The organism is Methylorubrum sp. POS3, from assembly GCF_043352485.1.
GTDB classification, from domain to species: Bacteria; Pseudomonadota; Alphaproteobacteria; order Rhizobiales; family Beijerinckiaceae; genus Methylobacterium; species Methylobacterium suomiense.
The window spans coordinates 4,719,933-4,737,142 of record NZ_JAPRBT010000001.1; the positions used below are offsets into that span (position 1 = coordinate 4,719,933).

A 17,210-nucleotide genomic window follows, 5' to 3' on the forward strand; every position below is an offset into this window, starting at 1 on the left:
CAAAGGCACGGAGGATACGACCCTGGCGAAAATGGTATAACGCGGCCCGATCCGCTCACGCGAAGTGTTTGGACAGCTTCAGTCCCTGCGCCTGATAGTTCGAGCCGGCGCCCGCGCCGTAGAGGGTCGCGGGCCGTTCTACCATCCGCTCGTAGACGAGGCGGCCGACGATCTGGCCGTCTTCGAGGAGAAACGGGACGTCGCGGGAGCGTACCTCCAGAACCGCCCGCGCTCCGGCACCGCCGGCCTCGCCGAGGCCGAAGCCGGGATCGAAGAAGCCCGCATAATGGACGCGGAATTCGCCCACGAGGGGATCGAACGGCACCATCTCGGCGGCATGGTCGGCCGGAACGCGCACGGCTTCCTTCGAGGCCAAGATGTAGAACTGGCCCGGATCGAGGATGAGGGTGCGTGTGCCGTCGGCGGGGAGCGGCTCCCAGAAATCGGCGGTCCGGTGCGCCGCCGGTCTGTCCACGTCGATCAGCCCGGTATGACGCTTGGCGCGGTAGCCGATCAGGCCGCCGAAGCCGGCGAGATCGACCGACACCGCGACCCCCCCGTGCAGCGAAGGGCTTGCCACATCGACCAGCGGGTCGCGGGCATGGAGCGCCGAGAGATCCTCCAGGCTCAGCCGCGGCTCGCCCGAACGAAACCGCACCTGCGACAGCCGCGATCCGGTCCGTACCCGCACCGGAAAGGTGCGGGGCGAAATCTCGGCGTAGAGCGGCCCGCGATAGCCCGCCTCGATCTGGTCGAAGGCGCTGGCCCGGTCGGTGATCACGCGCGTGAAGACGTCGATGCGACCGGTCGAGCTCTTGGGATTGGCGCCGGCGCTCAGATCGGGCGACAATGCGAGACTTTCCTGAAGTTCGGCGATGTAGACGCAGCCGGTTTCCAGCACCGCCCCCTCGCTGAGGTCGATTTCGTGCAGCGAGAGCGCGTCGATACAGGCGGAAACCGGTCGCCCACTGCCGGGGAGGAAGCTGGTGCGAACCCGATAGGCGCGGCGCCCGAGCCGGAGGTCGAGACTGGCGGGCTGAATCTGATCCGATGCGTAAGGGGTGGCCGGAAGGATCGCCCCGGCCTGTGTCATCGCGGCAATGGCCTGCGCCGGAAGGATGCCGCCGTGGCGCCCCGTGACGTCTTCGCTCATCGCGTCCCCCTCCCGTCCGTCTTGTCCTGCGCGGCTTCCCGCTCGGCCGCGTCGAGGACGGTCACCATCCGCGCCGAGGCGATGCGGGCACAGGCCCCCATGGCCACGAGGCCCGCCAGCGTGCAGGCGAGAAGCGGAAACAGGTCCGGCCTCAGCCACGATCCGCCTGCGACGAGCAGGCCGCCGATCCACACGGCCCGGCCCAGCATCAGTAACGGCGAGGCCACGCCCTGAAAATCGGCCGAGACGCCGGTGCGAGCCTTGACCAGCCGGACGATCACCCGTGCGCCGGCATCGAGAAGCACGGCGAGGATGAGGCCGAGCGCCGCCCAACGATTCTGGGCCGGATGCCACCACGCGAACAACAGCGCGACGGCAACAGTGACGAGAGAGCCGATGGCGTCCGACAGCGGCGGGCGCCGCGCCGCGGCGGCCACGGCATGCGAAGCGTTCGGCGATACGTTCGGCACAGTCTCTCCGCCGGCTTACCGGCCTGTTGCCCGACAGACGACGCCGCGATTGACGGGATTTCGGGCGCCACGTACCACGACCCAACGCAGATGTCGCGTCGCGGCCTGCCCCTCGTCCACGGAGACGCATTTTCGCGATGTACAAGGCCGAGACGCGCGGCATCACGGTGACGGTGGAGCCCCGCTTCGTCGAGGAAGAATCCTCGCCGGGCGAGAGCCGCTATTTCTTCGCCTATACCGTCGAGATCGTGAACAACGGCAGCGAGCAGGTGCAACTGCGCTCGCGTCATTGGCGGATCATCGACGGACGGGGTGCCTGCCAGGAAGTGCGCGGCGCCGGTGTGGTCGGCAAGCAGCCGGTGCTCGAGCCGGGGCAGTCGTTCAGCTATACCAGCGGCTGTCCGCTCACCACGCCGGACGGATTGATGGCCGGCAGCTACACCATGGCGACCATGGGGGGCGAGAGCTTCGAGGCCGAGATCCCGGCCTTCTCGCTCGACTCGCCGCATGTGCGCCGCGTCGTCCATTAGGATGGCGGGTCGGGGCCGCGTTCTCAGCGCGCTCGAACTGCTGGAGCGGCTCGTCACCTTCGACACCGAGAGTTCCCGGTCGAACATCGCGCTGATCGATTTCGTGGCCGAGTATCTCGACGGTTGGGGCGTGTCTTTTGTCCGGGTGCCGAATGCGGCCGGCGACAAGGAAGCCGTGTTCGCCACGATCGGGCCCAGCATCGACGGCGGCGTCGTGCTGTCCGGCCATACCGATGTGGTGCCGGTGACGGGCCAGACCTGGACCACCGACCCGTTCAAGCTTCGCATCGCCGATGGGCGTGCCTATGGCCGCGGCGCCGTCGACATGAAGGGGTTCGACGCTCTGGCGCTGGCCCTGGTGCCGGAGGCGGTGAAAGCCGATCTCGCACGGCCGATCCACATCCTTCTCTCCTACGACGAGGAGACGACCTGCCTCGGCGTGGCCGACACGATCGCGCGCTTCGGTGTCGACCTCCCGCGACCGGGCGCCGTCATCGTCGGCGAACCGACCGAGATGCAGGTGGCGGACGCTCACAAGAGCATCGTGACCTACCACACCACCGTGCACGGCCATGAGGCGCATTCGGCCAAGCCCATGCTCGGTGCAAACGCCGTGATGGCGGCGGCCGACCTGATCGCCGAACTCAACCGCATCGCCGACGCGATGGTGGCGCGTGGCGACGCCTCGGGCCGGTTCGATCCCCCGAACACCACGGTTCATGTCGGCACGATCCAGGGCGGCACGGCGCGCAACATCCTGCCCAAGCTCTGTGCTTTCCACTGGGAATTCCGCGGCCTGCCCGATCTCGACATGTCGGAGATCCCGGGCTTGTTCGAAGCGGCCTGCGCGCGGGTCGTCCGCGAGCGGCTGAACCGCTACGGCGATTACGGGCGCATCGAGACGATCGAGGAAGTGTCCGTTCCCGGCCTCGCCCCCGAACCTGGCTCCGCCGCCGAACAATTGGCCCTGCGGCTGTCCCGGCACAATCGGACGATCTCCGTGCCCTACGCGACGGAAGCGGGGCGCTTCCAGGGGGCGGGCATTCCAACGGTGGTGTGCGGACCGGGCTCGATCGACCAGGCGCATCAGCCGGACGAGTACATCACGCTCGATCAGCTGACCCGTGGGGAAGCGTTCATGCAGCGGCTACTGGCCGATTGCCGGGCCTAGACAAGTTCTTACCCCGTCACATCAACGTGAAGTGATAATAAACTTTAGTCGAGCTTGTCCGCCTGGATGATCGCCCCAGCTTCGGACGTGCCACGGCATCCGCAGGACTCGACCGAGTTCCGAGAGACATGCCGGGCCTGGATGGAAGCTCAAGGATACGTGCCGATGACACACACGATGAAACTCGCCGCCGTCGCGGTCGCGGCGTTGGCCGCCACGCCGGCGCTCGCTCTCGAAGTCTCCAAGACGCTGACCGTCGATGCGCCCCCCGCCAAAGTCTGGCAGGTCGTCGGCGACTTCTGCGGCATCGGCCAATGGCACCCGGCGGTCGAGAAATGCGCTCCCTCGATGAAGGACAGCAAGTCTTTGCGCACCCTCAGCCTCAAAGGCGGCGGCACGATCGTCGAGGAGCAGTTGGCCCGCGACGACAAGAAGATGGACTACGGCTATACCATTCTAGAAAGCCCGCTCCCTGTCTCCGATTACAAGTCGACCCTGGCCGTCATGCCGAGCGGTTCGGGCTCGAAGCTTGTCTGGTCGGGAAGCTTCAAGGCGAAGGGTGCACCGGATGCCAAAGCTGAAGAAGTCATCGGCGGTATCTACGAGGCGGGGCTGAAGGGCATCGCCGAGAAGGCCAAGTAGGCTCATCACAAGCGAGCGGCCCGGAACGGTCGCTCGCCCTCAAACCGCCGGGGGATTGGTTCGCCACGGACTGCTTGGCAGCGTTTAGCCGATCATTCTCTTCAGTTGCGTCGGCAGGTTGCCTGAATAACTGCCCCCACCATGCAAGAGTCATGTGCCTCGATATCTTCGAGCACATTCGCCGTCGCGTCACACGCAGCCGGACGGGAACGATTGACGGTTCGAGCGCGTTGCAAGCTGTCAAACATATCACTGCGTCCGCCGATTGAACGCCTTCGAGGGCGCCCGGGCATAGGTTGCCTGGCGGATTGCAATATCGGCTTCGATCTTTTCATTTTCGCGTCGCTTCGGGCATTCAAGCTGCGATTGAGAAGCTATTTCCAAAAAACTGATCGAATGCATGCGCGCTGTTTGCGCCGCAACGCCACCTAAGTCGCTGACACCGGTAACGATTTTGCCAATTTTGCGGCCAGTCCGCACGGGATGCCTTGTCCGTCCCTTCAGCGTTTGTCTGAATTTGCACAATCAGAAATCATTAACCGATGGAAATCAGGCTCGCACAACCTGAAATCGATCCGATGTGCGCAGGCCATGACCAAAGTTCAGGCAGTCCGCAGAGCACAAACCGCGCAGCTGAAGCGCCTGAAATCCATAAAAAGCGACGAAGATGGCGCGGTCATCATCGAGTTCGTTTTCCTTGCGCCTCTGTTTCTTCTTCTGATGCTGAACATCATTACGGGCGGCATCTATATTGGCGCCTACCATACGCTACAGCATGTGACGGCTGAGGCCGCGCGAGCATCGCTCGCGGGGTCGAGCGACAGCGAGCGCCTCATTCTCGCGCAGCAGAGCATCAATACGGGTTTGTCGAACGGCTATCTGGTCAAAGCTCAGGCCGTCAAATTGCAGATCGGATCCGCCGGGCAAAGTCAGCCGACGTATCGCGTAGCTCTAAGTTTCGATGCGAATACGCTCGGTCTGTCGAATGTGCCCGGCTTCGCGATCGTCGCGCCGGCGACGCTCACCGCCTCCTACGATGTGCGCCCTGGGGGCATGTGATGCGCTTCGCCTCCGACGAACGGGGCTCGGTCATGGTCATGGCCGCGTTCAGCCTCACCATGATGCTCGGCGTTGCGGCGATCGGGCTCGATCTCGGCCTCCTCTACAACGTCAAGCGCAAGGATCAGGGGGCAGTCGATCTCGCAGCCCTCAACGCGGCGAGCGACATCAAGCAGGCGGAGGCCGCAGCGCGAAAGTCGTTGTCCGACAATCGTTACGATCAGGCACGAGACATCACCGTCCTTGTCGGCACCTATGCGCGCCGCAACGACGGCTCGCCGGCAGGCCAATTCGTGGCCGGGGGCGCATCCCCCAATGCCGTCCGCGTTTCCATGACCACGGCGAAACCCACGATCTTCGCCCGGATGATCGGGTGGGCAAGTACCCTGAATGTCGGCGTCACCAGCACCGCCGTCACCACGCGGTTCGCCTCTTTCAGCCTTGGATCGGGCGTCGCATCGCTCAATGCCGGCATCGCGAATGCGCTGCTCGGCTCGATGCTGGGGACGAACCTGTCGCTGAGCGTGCTGGATTACGACGCGCTGCAATCGACCCATGTCGACGCCCTGCGCTTTCTCGATTCTCTGGCCACGAAGATCAACTTGCAGGCCGCGAGCTACAACGATCTTCTCGTCGCCTCCGCTCGCCCAAGTGAGATCCTTTCGGCGCTGGCATCGACTGCACCGGCCGGAGCCGCCAGCGACGCGCTCCGGCGCCTATCGCTCGTCGCCAACGGTGACGCCCGCCGCATTCAGGTGAACCAATTTCTCGACCTCGGCGATGCCGCGACGCTCTCCATGGCGCGGGGCAGTCAGGGTCCGACGATCGAGACGCTCGCCACGGTTTCGGCCTTGGCCTCCATCGCCAATGGCGAGCGCATCGCCACAGCCGATCTTGGCGCCACGATCCCGGGCCTGCCCAAACTCCGGATTTCGACCCGTGTTGGACAGCGCCGACAAAGCTCCGGCTGGGTCGCCGTCGGAAGCCCGAAGGCGATTTTGCGCGCGGCACAGGTGCGGGTGCTGCTGGAGGCGGAGATCAGCGCCCCCTTGAATCTCGGCAGCCTGTTGCTGCCGATCTATGCCGAGACCGGCTACGCCCAGGCCACCCTGAAATCCGTGTCGTGTCCCGCCGGATCGACCCGGCAGCGGACGATGGATCTCGACGTGCAACCCGGGCTCTTCAGCCTCGCCCTCGCCGACATCTCCGCCTCCGACCTCGCCACGGACAACACCCCGCCTGGCGTGGACCGGCCGGCGACACTGCTTTCACTGAAGCTGCCACCCCTCTCGATCCGGGCCAAGGCAAGTGTGAAGACAGGGAGCCCGCGGACGCAGACCGTCTCATTCAACGAGGACGACATTGCCCGCAACCGGCCGCGTACGGTGGTCAGCACGGACATGATCGGCTCGACGGTCGGCACCCTGATGAGCAACACCGATCTCGACATCAATGGAACGAGCGTGGTCCCGCTGACGGCGCTGCGTCCGCTGCTGACCGCGACGCTGAGCGCCGCCGCCGCGCCGCTCGACCTCGTGCTCGACTCGACCCTGCGGGCGCTCGGCATGCGTCTTGGCAGCGCCACCGTGACCGCCGAGGGCGCGCGGTGTGAGCAGGCAGTGCTGGTTCAGTAGCCGCTCATCGACAACGAGAAGATTTGGCAGAGGGGGCACGATGTCCGCATCGGAGACGATCCACATCTTCGCCATCGACGAAGTTCTGAAGGTCAGCCTGATCGATGGCGGCGACACCCTGGCCGTGCAGCTGCGCGACACAGCGGGCGACGAAGTCGCCATTCTCCTCTCCGTCGCGGTCGCCGAAGGCCTGAATGCGCAGGTCCAGGCGAACCTACGAGAAACGGCGCACCGCCCCAATCGAACGCGTCCCAAGGCGGATTTGCCCACGGGCGGACACCGCTCCTGTGCGAGGATCGACGACGCTCCGATCACCCACCTTCCGTCGAATCTGGTCGGGGCTTGAGCGATGTCGCGGACCAGTCTGCATCCCCTCGGCATGATTTGGTACGATGAGCAGGATTACCTCCAGCTACGCGGCCTGATGATCGACGCCGAGACGCTCCCGCCCACCTATGAAGTGTGGCTGCGGCAGGCCCTTCAGGCGGAGCGCGCCGCTCTCGGGATCGGCGTGCCGGTCGTGCGCGCGACGGTGCGATCGGCGAACTTCCTGGCGTGGTGCTCCGATCACCGAGCGCGACCGGATCGGGAGGGCCGCAGCCAGTTCGCGTTCGATTACGCCCACGACCTCTTCACCGGCCGATTGCGCGAAGTGGCTGCGGTTCGCATCACTCCCGAAGCCCATTAGGTCCGATGCGGGGCGTCGCGGCGTTGCGTCCCGTGGCCGGATCGCGGACAGACGCGGCATGATCGTCCGTCCGCGTCCCAGCCTCTTCACCATCCTGTTTGCCCTTCGCGGCTCGATTCTGCCGAAGGTCGCCCCGAAGGTGATCGCGATCACGGCCTTGGCCTGTCTCGTGGTGGGTCTTGAGCAGCGTCACGCGGAGTGGTTTCCGGTCACCGCCGGCATCGGCCCCTTCACCCTGGTCGGCCTCGCCCTCTCGATCTTCCTCAGCTTCCGCAACGGCGCCTGCTACGACCGCTGGTGGGAGGCACGCCGGGCCTGGGGCACGCTCATCGTCGAGATGCGGGCGCTGGCGCGGTTGATTCCGGCGCTGCTGCCCGAAGACCGCCACGCGGATCTGCGTCGCCGGATCTTGCGGCGGACGGTCGGGTTCGCCCAGGCACTGCATGCGCGCCTGCGCGATTTGGATGAAGCGGGAGCGGCCGAGCCCTGGTTGCCGCCCCATGAGAGCCTCTCCCTCACGGACCGAGCCAGCGCCGCCGACGCCGCCCTCACCGGGCTGACCCATGACCTCGCCTCGGCCCTGCATACCGGTGCCTTCGGCGAAGTGACCTTCGCGACGCTTGAGCACAAGATCGCAAGCCTCGCGGCCATCCAGGCGACCTGCGAGCGCATCCAGGGGACGCCGCTCCCCTTCGCCTACACGCTGCTGCTCTACCGGACGGCTTGGCTCTACTGCCTGCTGCTGCCGTTCGGATTGGCGGGCTCCCTCGGCTGGTCGACACCGATCGTGGCCGCCCTCGTGGCCTACGCCTTCTTCGGCCTCGATGCTCTGGGCGACGAATTGGAGGAGCCGTTCGGCACCGACGCCAACGATCTCCCCCTCGACGCCCTGTTGCACGCTGCCACCGCACCGGTTCTCGATGCGCTGGGCGAGGCCCGTCGAGAGGCGCCGCGGGCGGAGCGCTTCACCCTGCGCTGACGGATCAGGCGTCGCTGCGCCGGTTTCCTTCCATGTCGGGCACGACCTGTCCGAAATTCAGCACCGACACCAGGGTGACGCCGCCGAGCACGTTGCCGATCAAGGTCGGCACGAAGAAGCCGGTCACGTAGGTGGGGAAACTGATCTCGCCGATGGCGACGAGGTAATAGGCATCGACCGATCCGGCGACGATGTGGGCGAGCCCGCACATCGAGACGAGCCACGTCATCAGGATGATGATGAACGGCGCCGCCGAGCCCGTCGCCGGGAGGATCCAGACCATCAGGGCGATGAGCCAGCCCGCGAACACCGCCTTGATGACGGTCGTCCAGAACGGGTCCTCGATGGTGTGGCGGCTGATCTCGGCGAAGGCCTTGCGCACCTCCGGTTGGAAGGCATCGGTATGGGCCAGCACCGAGGCGATGACGAAGGTGGCCAGAATGTTGCCGACCAGCACGATGGCCCAGAGCCGGATGACCCGCATCAGCGATGCGACGGTGCGGTCGGTCAGGAGCGGAAGGATCGGTGTGACGGTGTTCTCGGTGAAGAGCTGCTGGCGGCCGAGCACGACGATCAGGAAGCCAATCGAGTAACCCATGCTGAGAACCAGCTCGGCCCAGGGCTCGTGCGGCAGATGGCCCTTCAGCACGCCCGGCACGATCAGCGAGAAGCCCATGGTCAGCCCCGCGGCGAAGGCCGAGAGGGAGAGAGCCAGCGTGGTGCGGCGCAGTTCCTCCTCACCCTCCCGGCGGATGATCTCGTGCAGGATCAGTGCGTCCGGGCGATGACCTTTCTCGACCTGCGCGTCGTCCTTCTCGCGCTTCTCCGCCCCGTGGTTGCGGTGCTCGTCTTCGGACATGCGGCTCTCGGCCCTGGCTTGGCCATGTTCAACGTATGGAAGCCAAACCACGCTCCAAGCTGACGAAATTTTGTTGCGCGGCGCCGATGCGGCGCACCTCCCGTCAGGCCCGCGGCTCGCTGCGCGCCGCCAGCAACGAGGCGCGCGATGCCTCGAGATCGGCCAAGGCCGCCCGCGCCTCCTCGATCTTGAGGCTCAGCGCTTCGAGAATCTCGCGCCCCTCCCCGGAGAAGCTGCGCACGGCCTCGCCGGCCTGGGTCAGGACGAGTCCCGATGCCGCCACCGCGGCGCCGTACTCGGCCTGCGCGCGATCGAGCCGTTTGAGCTTGAGATACATCGGCACCACGCAAGCGCTCGTCGCCACGAGGGCGAGAAGCAGCACGCCGTCAACCAAGGAGTCCATCGCGTCCCTCCTTCTCGGGATTGATCGCCTCCTCCACCCGCAGAACGTAGCTACCCTGCGATTGGCCCGCCCGGCACCAGAACAGCGGACGGTCATTGCCTTCGAGCTTGATCCGCGTGGCCGGCGTCGCGTCGAGCGCGATCACCTGCCCGACCTGCAGGCCGGCGATCTCGCCGAGCGTCAGGTGGCGTTCCTCCAGCACGGCCCGCAGGCTCACGACGGTTTTCTGCACCTCCGCCGAGATCTGCTGGGCCCAGCGCGGATCGCGGGCGGAGGATTCGCCGGTCAACACCTTGCCGAGGGCCGGGCGCAGCGGGTTGAGCACCGTCTGCGGGATGATGAGGAACATCTCGCCGCCGCGGTTCAGCGCCTGCAGCAGGAACTTGGCCTGCACCGACTTCGCCGAGCGCCGGCCGATGATGGCGAATTCCATGCGCGTCTCCATCCGTTCCAGGCGGAACGGAGTCTGCGAGACGAGGCCGAACGAGGATTCGAGAGCTTTTCCGATCTGCTCGAACACCATCTGCGCGAGGCGCAGCTCGATGGCGGAGAAGTTACGCTCCTCCTCCACCGGTGGCTCGGAACCGTCGGAGCCGAACAGCACCTCGACCATCGTGTAGATGAAGTCGCGGTCGAGCCCGACCACGATATGCCCATCCCACCCCGGCACGTAGAAGATGCCGACGACCGCGTTGGCCTCGTATTCGTCGAGCATCTCGCCGAATCGCCCGCTCTCGATCCCGCTGAGCGAGTAGAAGGTGGACGAGGCGGCCAAGTGCTTGAGCGCATCGCTGCAGGCGGTGGCGAGCCGGTCGAACACCACATGCAGCATCGGCAGCCGGTCGAGCGACAGACCGCCGGCCTCCTGAATGCGGGAGCGAATATCGACGGCAGGCTTCGACGCGACGGCCTGCAGCAGGGCGTCGAGGGCGGGCTGGGGCTGCGATGGCACCTTGTCGAACGGAATATCATCGATCGACATCTGGTCGAGGAACGTGTCGTCCATGGCGAGGCCCCTCAAGCGGCGGCGGGGGCGCGTCCGCCCGCCAGGGTTGCGGCCTCTACCTCGTCGATGGTCGGACGCTCGGCACCCGCGATGCCTTTGCGGCCATGCTCGATGGCCACCTGGGGTAATGCGCCGTTCATGTAGGCGATGAGGGTCTGCTTGATGATCGTGTAGGGCGCGCATTGCCGCTCCCGCACACCCTTCACCTTGATGGCCAGGGGGGCCACCACGCCGTAGGACGCGAAGACGCCGAAGAAGGTCCCCACCAATGCCGCGCCGATGAGGCCGCCGAGGATCTGCGGCGACTGGTCGAGGGCACCCATCGCCTTCACGATCCCGAGCACTGCCGCGACGATACCGAGGGCGGGCAAAGCCTCGGCGACCGTATTGAGCGCGCCGTAGGGCTTGAGCTTGTATTTCTTGTAAGTCCCAATCTCCTCCTCCATCAGCGCCTCGATCTCGTGCGAGCGGGCATTGCCGATGAGGATCAGGCGACAATAGTCGCAGATGAACATGACGAGATCCGGATGCTTGGTGATGTCCGGGAAATTTTTGAAGATCTCGGAATTGGCCGGATCGTCGAAATGCGGCTCGACCTCGTTGCGCGGCTTGGCTCTCAATTCGCGCAAGAGAGCGTGCAGCAGGCCCAGCAGCGACAGAAAATCCTGCCGTTTGGGGCCCTTGTCGGTGAAGGCTTCCATGGTTGCCTTCCCGGAATCCATCACGACCTTCAGCGGGTTGGCGATGACGAACGTGCCCGCCGCCATGCCGCCGATGATGACGAATTCCCAGGGCTGCCAGATGACGATGAGGTGGCCGCCCATGGCCATGAAGCCGCCGAGCATGCAACCGATGGCGATGACAAGGCCGACGATGATTCCCATGCACTCGTTCCGCGGATGGCCGACGATGCTCGATCGGCCCTTGGCGGATGCGGATAGCCGGGCACGCTTGCGCGGGGCTTTGTCGGACAAATGCGCCTTCGCCGAACGACCTCGCATGCCGCCTTGGAGACGGGCCCGCGAGCGCATACGTCAGGCGCGACGTTGGAATGACGAACCGGAGCGCTTCCTTGCCCCACGCCGATGACGGCCCCGCCCAGATGCACGCCACGACGATCCTGATGGTCCGCAAGGGCGGACGGGTGGTGATCGGTGGCGACGGACAGGTCAGCCTGGGCCAGACCATCGTGAAGGGCAATGCCCGCAAAGTCCGGCGGCTGGCCAAGGGCAGCGTCATCGGTGGCTTCGCCGGCGCAACGGCCGATGCCTTCACCCTGTTCGAGCGGTTGGAAGCGAAGCTCGAGCAATATCCGGGGCAGCTCACCCGAGCCTGCGTCGAGCTCACCAAGGATTGGCGCACCGACCGCTATCTGCGGCGGCTGGAAGCGATGATGCTGGTGGCCGACAAGGACGTCAGCCTGCTGCTCTCCGGATCCGGCGACGTGCTCGAGCCCGAGAGCGGTGTCATGGCGATCGGCTCCGGCGGCAATTATGCCCTCGCCGCCGCCCGCGCCCTGGAGGAAGGCGATCTCGACGCCGAAGCCATCGTCCGCCGGTCGATGCGGATCGCCGCCGAGATCTGCGTCTACACCAATGGCAACCTCGTCATCGAAGCGCTCGACGTCGGTTAATCGGCGCGCTGGCCCATCCGGGTCCTCACGAAACCAGGCATCCATTTCGAACCCCAATACCTTCTTCGGCCGCTCGACACCCCCGATCGCCCACGCCGCCGAATGGCCTCGAACCGCGACTGACGCGAACCGAACCGAAACAGCCCCGCCGCCCGCGTCTGGAAAGCGCCCGGTGGCGCGCATAGATCGAAGCTCGGCGCCCCCTCGCCGCAGACCTGGAGTCCGATGACCACCTTCTCCCCCCGCGAGATCGTCTCCGAGCTCGACCGCTTCATCGTCGGCCAGAAGGATGCCAAGCGCGCGGTCGCCATCGCGCTGCGCAATCGCTGGCGCCGCCAGCAATTGAAGGGTCCCCTGCGCGAGGAGGTGGCGCCCAAGAACATCCTGATGATCGGACCCACCGGCTGCGGCAAGACCGAGATCGCCCGTCGGCTGGCGCGGCTGGCCAACGCGCCCTTCCTCAAGATCGAGGCGACGAAGTTCACCGAGGTCGGCTATGTCGGCCGCGATGTGGAGCAGATCGTGCGCGACCTCGTCGAGGTCGGCATCGGCCTGACGCGCGAGGAGAAGCGCAAGGCCGTGAAGGCCAAGGCGGAGGCGGCCGCCGAAGCGCGTATCCTCGACGCCCTGGTCGGTCCCACGGCGAGTCAGACGACCCGCGAGAGCTTCCGCAAGAAGCTCCGGGCGAGCGAGCTCGACGACAAGGAAGTCGAGATCGAACTTGCGCCGAGCGGCCCGCAGGGCATGCCGATGTTCGAGATTCCCGGCGTGCCCGGCGCCTCCATGGGGGCGATCAACCTGAACGACATGCTCGGAAAGGCCCTGGGCGGGCAGAGGGGCAAACCGCGGCGGATGACGGTCGCCGATGCCTACGCGCCGCTGATCGCCGAAGAATCCGACAAACTGGTGGACGACGATGCGCTGATCCGCGAGGCCGTGCGCGAGGTCGAGGACAATGGCATCGTCTTCCTCGACGAGATCGACAAGATCTGCGCCCGCGAGGGCCGTTCCGGCGCCGACGTCTCCCGCGAAGGCGTCCAGCGCGATCTGCTGCCGCTGATCGAGGGCACCACGGTCGCCACCAAGCACGGGCCGGTCAAGACGGACCACATCCTGTTCATCGCATCGGGCGCCTTCCATGTCTCGAAGCCGTCCGATCTCCTGCCGGAGTTGCAGGGGCGATTGCCGATCCGTGTCGAGCTGCAACCGCTGACGGTGGATGATTTCAAGCAGATCCTGACCGCGACCGAGGCGAGTCTCCTCAAGCAGACGGTCGCTCTGATGGAGACTGAAGGGGTCACGCTCGATTTCACCGACGATTCCGTCGATGCTCTTGCCCGCGTCGCGGTCGAGGTGAACGGATCCGTCGAAAATATCGGCGCCCGCCGCCTCCAGACGGTGCTGGAGCGGGTGATCGACGACATCTCCTTCACCGCCACGGATCGCTCCGGCGAGACCGTGCGGATCGATGCGGCCTATGTCCGTGATCGCGTCGAGGATCTGGCGGCGAATGCCGATCTGAGCCGATTCATCCTGTGAAGAGGCCGTGATCCGATCGGATTCGATGCCGGAGAAGCCGGGCGGAACACTGCTTCCCATCGCGGCGCTCATCGCCGCGATGGTCTCGATCCAGACCGGGGCCGCCTTCGCCAAACACCTCTTCCCCGTCATCGGGCCGGAGGGAACGACCGCATTGCGGGTCGGCTTCGCAGCCGTGATCCTGCTCGCCATCCTGCGGCCCTGGCAACGCAGCCTGACCCTGCGGGACACGAGGGCGGTGGCGCTCTACGGCGCGGCGCTCGGGCTGATGAACTGTCTGTTCTATCTATCGCTGCGCACCGTGCCGCTCGGCATTGCCGTGGCGATCGAGTTCACCGGTCCGCTGGCCGTCGCTCTCTGGGGCTCCCGGCACCCGTCCGATTTCCTCTGGATCGGGCTCGCCCTCCTCGGCTTGGTTCTGCTGCTTCCGCTGAGTGAGGCCTCGAGCGTCGATCCCGTCGGCGCGGCGCTGGCGCTCGCGGCCGGGGTGGCGTGGGCGCTCTACATCGTGTTCGGTCAGGCGGCGGGCCGGGCCGGCGGATCGTCGGCGGTGGCGCTCGGCATGACGGTGGCGGCCCTGCTCGTCGTGCCGGTGGGGATCGTGCAAGCGGGCGCCGATCTCCTGATGCCGTCGACGCTCGCGGCGGGGCTCGCCGTCGCCCTCCTATCGAGTGCCCTGCCCTATTCGCTGGAAATGTTCGCGCTGACCCGCATGCCGCGGCCGGTCTTCGGTGTGATGATGAGCCTGGAACCGGCCATCGCCGCACTGGCCGCCCTCCCGCTCCTCGGCGAGCGGCTCAGCCCGCTTCAGGGGTTTGCGATCCTCTGCATCAGCGCGGCCTCCATCGGCATGGCAATCGGCACGAGACGCAACGGCTGAGGCCGCTCACCGCCGGATCAGCACCACACCGCCGACGAGCAGGGCGATACCGAGCAAGCGCGTGGCATCGAGCGGTTGCCGATCGAGACCGAGCAGGCCGAAATGGTCGAATCCGGCGGAGGCGAGCATCTGCCCGGTCACGACAAGCGCGATGAAGGTCGCCGCACCGAGCTGCGGCACCAGCACGATCGCGAGCCCGATGAAGATCGCCCCGAACAGCCCACCGCTCCAGGCCCACCACGGCACGCGCAGCATCACGCCGGCCGAAGGCGGCGGATCGCGCAAGATCACGGCGAGGAACGCCATGCAGGCCAGTCCGACGAAGTAGCTCGCGAAGCCCGACCAAGCTGCGGAAGACAGGGCCGTGCGCAGATTGGCGTTGAGGATCTGTTGCGTGACGACGCTGATGCCGGCGAGAACCGCGAAGCCAGTGGGGATAAGGAGGAGCATCGGCTTGAGCCTCAACTGCATCGCCGGAGCGGAAGATCGCGGTCGACATTGACAATCACGCCGCGCACATGCCGTCAAATGTGGGTCAGCGCAGCATCGATACAAATCAGGCATGATCAATCCGGCACATCTTGATCTCTTTCGGGCGGTGATCCGACATGGCGGCATGACGCGCGCAGCCGAAGCTCTCGGGATCGGCCAGCCGCATGTGAGCCGGGCCATCGCGTCCCTCGAAAACGAGCTTGGCTTTTCACTCTTCGTACGGGGCCATGGTGCTGCGCTGCCGACCGAGGAGGGCGAGGCCTTCGCACGCGAAGTCGATCAGACCTTCGCTGGCCTTGATCACCTGAGCCACGCCGCGCGCCGCATCGCCGAGCGCGGCACCGGCACGTTGCGGATCGCCTGCCAACCCTCGCTCGCGTCACGCCTATTGCCACGGGCGATTCGACGGCTCGACAACGAGGTGCCGGGTGTACGCATCTCCATTCACGTCCCGAGCCCGGACACGATCTGGTCGTGGGCCGCCTCCGGCCAGTGCGATCTTGGACTTGCTCGACCGCGCTGCGGCTACACCGAGGTGGCGGCCGAGACCTTCCTCACGGTAGCGGCAGTCTGTGCCCTGCCACGGGGCCATCGCCTCGCGAGCCGGAGCGATGTCACGGCGGCCGATCTCGCGACGGAGCCGATGATTTCCGGTGGTCCCGGCCCGTTCCAGGATGCGATAGAAGCAGCCTTCGCAGCGGCCGGTGTCGCGCCGCGCTTCGTCATGGCGGCTCAGTTTACCGCTGCCCGATGTGGGCTCGTCGCCGAGGGACTTGGCGTCACCATCGTCGATCCTCTGCCCGCCCGCGACCTGTCGGAGTTGTCGATCGTCTTGCGTCCCTTCCGCCCGACCCTGCCGATCGAGACGATGTTGCTACGTCCAGCCGCCCGACCGCCGAGTCGTCTGACGGAACGGTTGCTGCGAGCGCTCGTAGTCGAGCGCGATGCCCAAGACCTGTCCTAATGCGTAGGGTCGATGCCTCGTTCTACCCCTCCCACACCTGACCGGGACGCAGGGCCAAGAAACGCGCCGCCGGCAGTCCGGTTGCCGTGAGCGCCTCGGCGAGCGCCTCCACCGGGCGTTCGATACCCTCATCGGTGAGGCGGAAGGTGCCCCAGTGGTGTCCGAGCGCTTGATCGGCCCCGAGCAGAGAGAAAGCCTCCACGGCGTCGGCAGGGTTCATGTGCTGAGGCTGCATGAACCAGCGCGGCTCGTAGGCGCCGATCGGCAGGGTCGCGAGGCGCGGCGGTCCGAACCGGGCGCGGATCTCGCGGAAGATGGCCCCGTCGCCGAGACCGGTATCGCCGACATGGTAATGGACGCCCCGCGGCGTGGTGAGGAGGAAGGCACACCACAGGGCCATGCGCCGGTCGTTGAGACCCCGCGCCGACCAATGATGGGCCGGCGTCAGATGTGCGGTGATGCCGCCGCCGAGATCGACCGTTCCACCCCAGTCGCGGGTCTCGACATGCATGGTGTCATCGTAGCTGCGCAGGATCGCGTCGTTGCCGAGGGGCGCCACGATCAGCGGCTGGTGATCCTGCCACAGCCGGGCCATGACCGGGCCGTCGAGATGGTCGAAGTGATTGTGCGTGATCAGCACTGCATCGATCGGCGGAAGATCGCCGTAGACGATGCCCGGCGGGTTGACGCGCTTGGGCCCGGCGAAGCGGACCGGGCTCGCCCGACGGGAGAAGACCGGATCGACGAGGATGTTGCGACCCGCGATCTGGAACAGGTAGCTCGCATGCCCGATCAGGACCACGCGAAACCCTTCGACCCGCTGCGGCGGCTTGTCCGGCGGGAAGGGGCTGGGGAAGCTGTGCGGCCACGCCTCCCGCGTGCCCTTCATGCGCCAGCGGGCGAGATCGGACAGATCCTTGTCGGGCGGCTGGTCCGGCGCGTGGAAGCGCAACCCGTCGAAGTGATCGCTCTTCGGACCCTGGTAGTAGGGATTCTTGCCGCGCCGTCGCGCGGCATAGCCGACGCCGCCGAGAGTCATCACCGTGGCCGCACTGGCGACCGTGAGCAGGCCACGCTTCTTCATGCTGTCGAGATGGCTCCCGGAGCC

Annotated in this window: 21 protein-coding genes; 12 read left to right on the top strand and 9 right to left on the bottom strand. The window is 66.3% G+C overall.

The genetic code is table 11. The features are described from left to right. Nucleotides 1-55: 55 nt before the first annotated feature. Together OWC43_RS21900 and OWC43_RS21905 are read right to left on the bottom strand one after the other, a co-directional pair. The gene (locus OWC43_RS21900) at nucleotides 56-1,153 is read right to left on the bottom strand and encodes a 2'-deoxycytidine 5'-triphosphate deaminase (protein ID WP_393958309.1); all 1,098 of its coding nucleotides are present in this window, start codon (nucleotides 1,151-1,153) and stop codon (nucleotides 56-58) included. Further along, a complete protein-coding gene (locus OWC43_RS21905; RefSeq protein WP_393958310.1) occupies nucleotides 1,150-1,623 on the bottom strand; it encodes a hypothetical protein in 474 nt (157 codons plus the stop codon). Before OWC43_RS21905 ends, OWC43_RS21900 begins: the two co-directional genes overlap by 4 nt. A gap of 137 nt (nucleotides 1,624-1,760) precedes the next feature. Here OWC43_RS21905 and apaG point away from each other — a divergent pair, with 137 nt between their 5' ends. From apaG to OWC43_RS21920, 3 genes are all read left to right on the top strand, one after another. Then, a complete protein-coding gene (gene apaG / locus OWC43_RS21910; protein WP_137828215.1) occupies nucleotides 1,761-2,153 on the top strand; it encodes a Co2+/Mg2+ efflux protein ApaG in 393 nt (130 codons plus the stop codon). 1 nt (nucleotide 2,154) lies between these two features. Then, nucleotides 2,155-3,324 carry an acetylornithine deacetylase gene (gene argE, locus OWC43_RS21915; RefSeq protein ID WP_393958311.1) on the top strand — a complete coding sequence of 390 codons (1,170 nt, stop codon included), beginning with the start codon at nucleotides 2,155-2,157 and terminating at the stop codon, nucleotides 3,322-3,324. Between the two features lie 165 nt (nucleotides 3,325-3,489). Next, nucleotides 3,490-3,966, top strand: coding sequence for an SRPBCC family protein (locus OWC43_RS21920; RefSeq protein WP_393958312.1), 477 nt, complete (start codon nucleotides 3,490-3,492; stop codon nucleotides 3,964-3,966). A 249-nt stretch (nucleotides 3,967-4,215) separates the two neighbouring features. Here the strand turns inward: OWC43_RS21920 and OWC43_RS21925 are convergent, their stop codons facing one another. Next, nucleotides 4,216-4,446: a hypothetical protein gene (locus tag OWC43_RS21925; RefSeq protein ID WP_393958313.1), complete on the bottom strand. Its 231-nt coding sequence runs from the start codon at nucleotides 4,444-4,446 to the stop codon at nucleotides 4,216-4,218. Nucleotides 4,447-4,557: 111 nt separating this feature from the next. Here OWC43_RS21925 and OWC43_RS21930 point away from each other — a divergent pair, with 111 nt between their 5' ends. Genes OWC43_RS21930 through OWC43_RS21950 form a run of 5 tightly spaced genes read left to right on the top strand, consistent with a single transcriptional unit; the run spans nucleotide 4,558 to nucleotide 8,326 of the window. After that, nucleotides 4,558-5,025 (top strand): TadE/TadG family type IV pilus assembly protein, encoded by a 468-nt coding sequence (locus OWC43_RS21930; protein ID WP_393958315.1) that lies wholly within the window; start codon nucleotides 4,558-4,560, stop codon nucleotides 5,023-5,025. After that, on the top strand, nucleotides 5,025-6,659 hold the full coding sequence (locus tag OWC43_RS21935) for a TadG family pilus assembly protein (RefSeq protein WP_393958316.1): 1,635 nt from the start codon (nucleotides 5,025-5,027) through the stop codon (nucleotides 6,657-6,659). Before OWC43_RS21930 ends, OWC43_RS21935 begins: the two co-directional genes overlap by 1 nt. 40 nt (nucleotides 6,660-6,699) lie before the next feature. Then, entirely contained in the window at nucleotides 6,700-7,005 is a 306-nt protein-coding gene (locus tag OWC43_RS21940; RefSeq protein ID WP_393958317.1) for a hypothetical protein, read from the top strand. A gap of 3 nt (nucleotides 7,006-7,008) precedes the next feature. Then, nucleotides 7,009-7,347, top strand: a complete 339-nt coding sequence (locus OWC43_RS21945; RefSeq protein WP_137828222.1) for a hypothetical protein — start codon at nucleotides 7,009-7,011, stop codon at nucleotides 7,345-7,347. A 58-nt stretch (nucleotides 7,348-7,405) separates the two neighbouring features. After that, on the top strand, nucleotides 7,406-8,326 hold the full coding sequence (locus OWC43_RS21950) for a bestrophin family protein (RefSeq protein ID WP_393958318.1): 921 nt from the start codon (nucleotides 7,406-7,408) through the stop codon (nucleotides 8,324-8,326). 4 nt (nucleotides 8,327-8,330) lie between these two features. Here the strand turns inward: OWC43_RS21950 and OWC43_RS21955 are convergent, their stop codons facing one another. The 4 genes from OWC43_RS21955 to motA all read right to left on the bottom strand — a co-directional run bounded on the left by OWC43_RS21955 (nucleotide 8,331) and on the right by motA (nucleotide 11,478). Beyond that, nucleotides 8,331-9,185, bottom strand: a complete 855-nt coding sequence (locus tag OWC43_RS21955; RefSeq protein WP_137828224.1) for a formate/nitrite transporter family protein — start codon at nucleotides 9,183-9,185, stop codon at nucleotides 8,331-8,333. Between the two features lie 103 nt (nucleotides 9,186-9,288). After that, complete coding sequence (locus tag OWC43_RS21960) at nucleotides 9,289-9,588, bottom strand: hypothetical protein (RefSeq protein WP_393958319.1); 300 nt, start codon at nucleotides 9,586-9,588, stop codon at nucleotides 9,289-9,291. Continuing rightward, entirely contained in the window at nucleotides 9,572-10,594 is a 1,023-nt protein-coding gene (locus OWC43_RS21965) for a flagellar motor switch protein FliM (RefSeq protein WP_137828226.1), read from the bottom strand. Before OWC43_RS21965 ends, OWC43_RS21960 begins: the two co-directional genes overlap by 17 nt. A gap of 11 nt (nucleotides 10,595-10,605) precedes the next feature. Then, on the bottom strand, nucleotides 10,606-11,478 hold the full coding sequence (gene motA, locus OWC43_RS21970; protein WP_137828227.1) for a flagellar motor stator protein MotA: 873 nt from the start codon (nucleotides 11,476-11,478) through the stop codon (nucleotides 10,606-10,608). A 218-nt stretch (nucleotides 11,479-11,696) separates the two neighbouring features. Between motA and hslV the strand changes: the two genes are divergently transcribed. The 3 genes from hslV (at nucleotide 11,697) to OWC43_RS21985 (ending at nucleotide 14,646) form a co-directional block, all read left to right on the top strand. Further along, nucleotides 11,697-12,227 (top strand): ATP-dependent protease subunit HslV, encoded by a 531-nt coding sequence (hslV, locus tag OWC43_RS21975; protein WP_137828257.1) that lies wholly within the window; start codon nucleotides 11,697-11,699, stop codon nucleotides 12,225-12,227. A 225-nt stretch (nucleotides 12,228-12,452) separates the two neighbouring features. After that, nucleotides 12,453-13,766, top strand: a complete 1,314-nt coding sequence (gene hslU / locus OWC43_RS21980; protein WP_393958320.1) for an ATP-dependent protease ATPase subunit HslU — start codon at nucleotides 12,453-12,455, stop codon at nucleotides 13,764-13,766. Between the two features lie 25 nt (nucleotides 13,767-13,791). Then, entirely contained in the window at nucleotides 13,792-14,646 is an 855-nt protein-coding gene (locus tag OWC43_RS21985) for an EamA family transporter (protein WP_393958321.1), read from the top strand. A gap of 6 nt (nucleotides 14,647-14,652) precedes the next feature. Here OWC43_RS21985 and OWC43_RS21990 read toward each other — a convergent pair whose 3' ends face one another. Beyond that, entirely contained in the window at nucleotides 14,653-15,096 is a 444-nt protein-coding gene (locus tag OWC43_RS21990) for a DMT family transporter (RefSeq protein ID WP_393958323.1), read from the bottom strand. 112 nt (nucleotides 15,097-15,208) lie between these two features. On the opposite strand from OWC43_RS21990, the gene OWC43_RS21995 reads away from it, so the two are divergent. Beyond that, the gene (locus OWC43_RS21995) at nucleotides 15,209-16,102 is read left to right on the top strand and encodes a LysR family transcriptional regulator (RefSeq protein ID WP_393958324.1); all 894 of its coding nucleotides are present in this window, start codon (nucleotides 15,209-15,211) and stop codon (nucleotides 16,100-16,102) included. A gap of 22 nt (nucleotides 16,103-16,124) precedes the next feature. Here OWC43_RS21995 and OWC43_RS22000 read toward each other — a convergent pair whose 3' ends face one another. Further along, a complete protein-coding gene (locus tag OWC43_RS22000) occupies nucleotides 16,125-17,186 on the bottom strand; it encodes an MBL fold metallo-hydrolase (RefSeq protein ID WP_238308497.1) in 1,062 nt (353 codons plus the stop codon). Nucleotides 17,187-17,210: the final 24 nt, after the last annotated feature.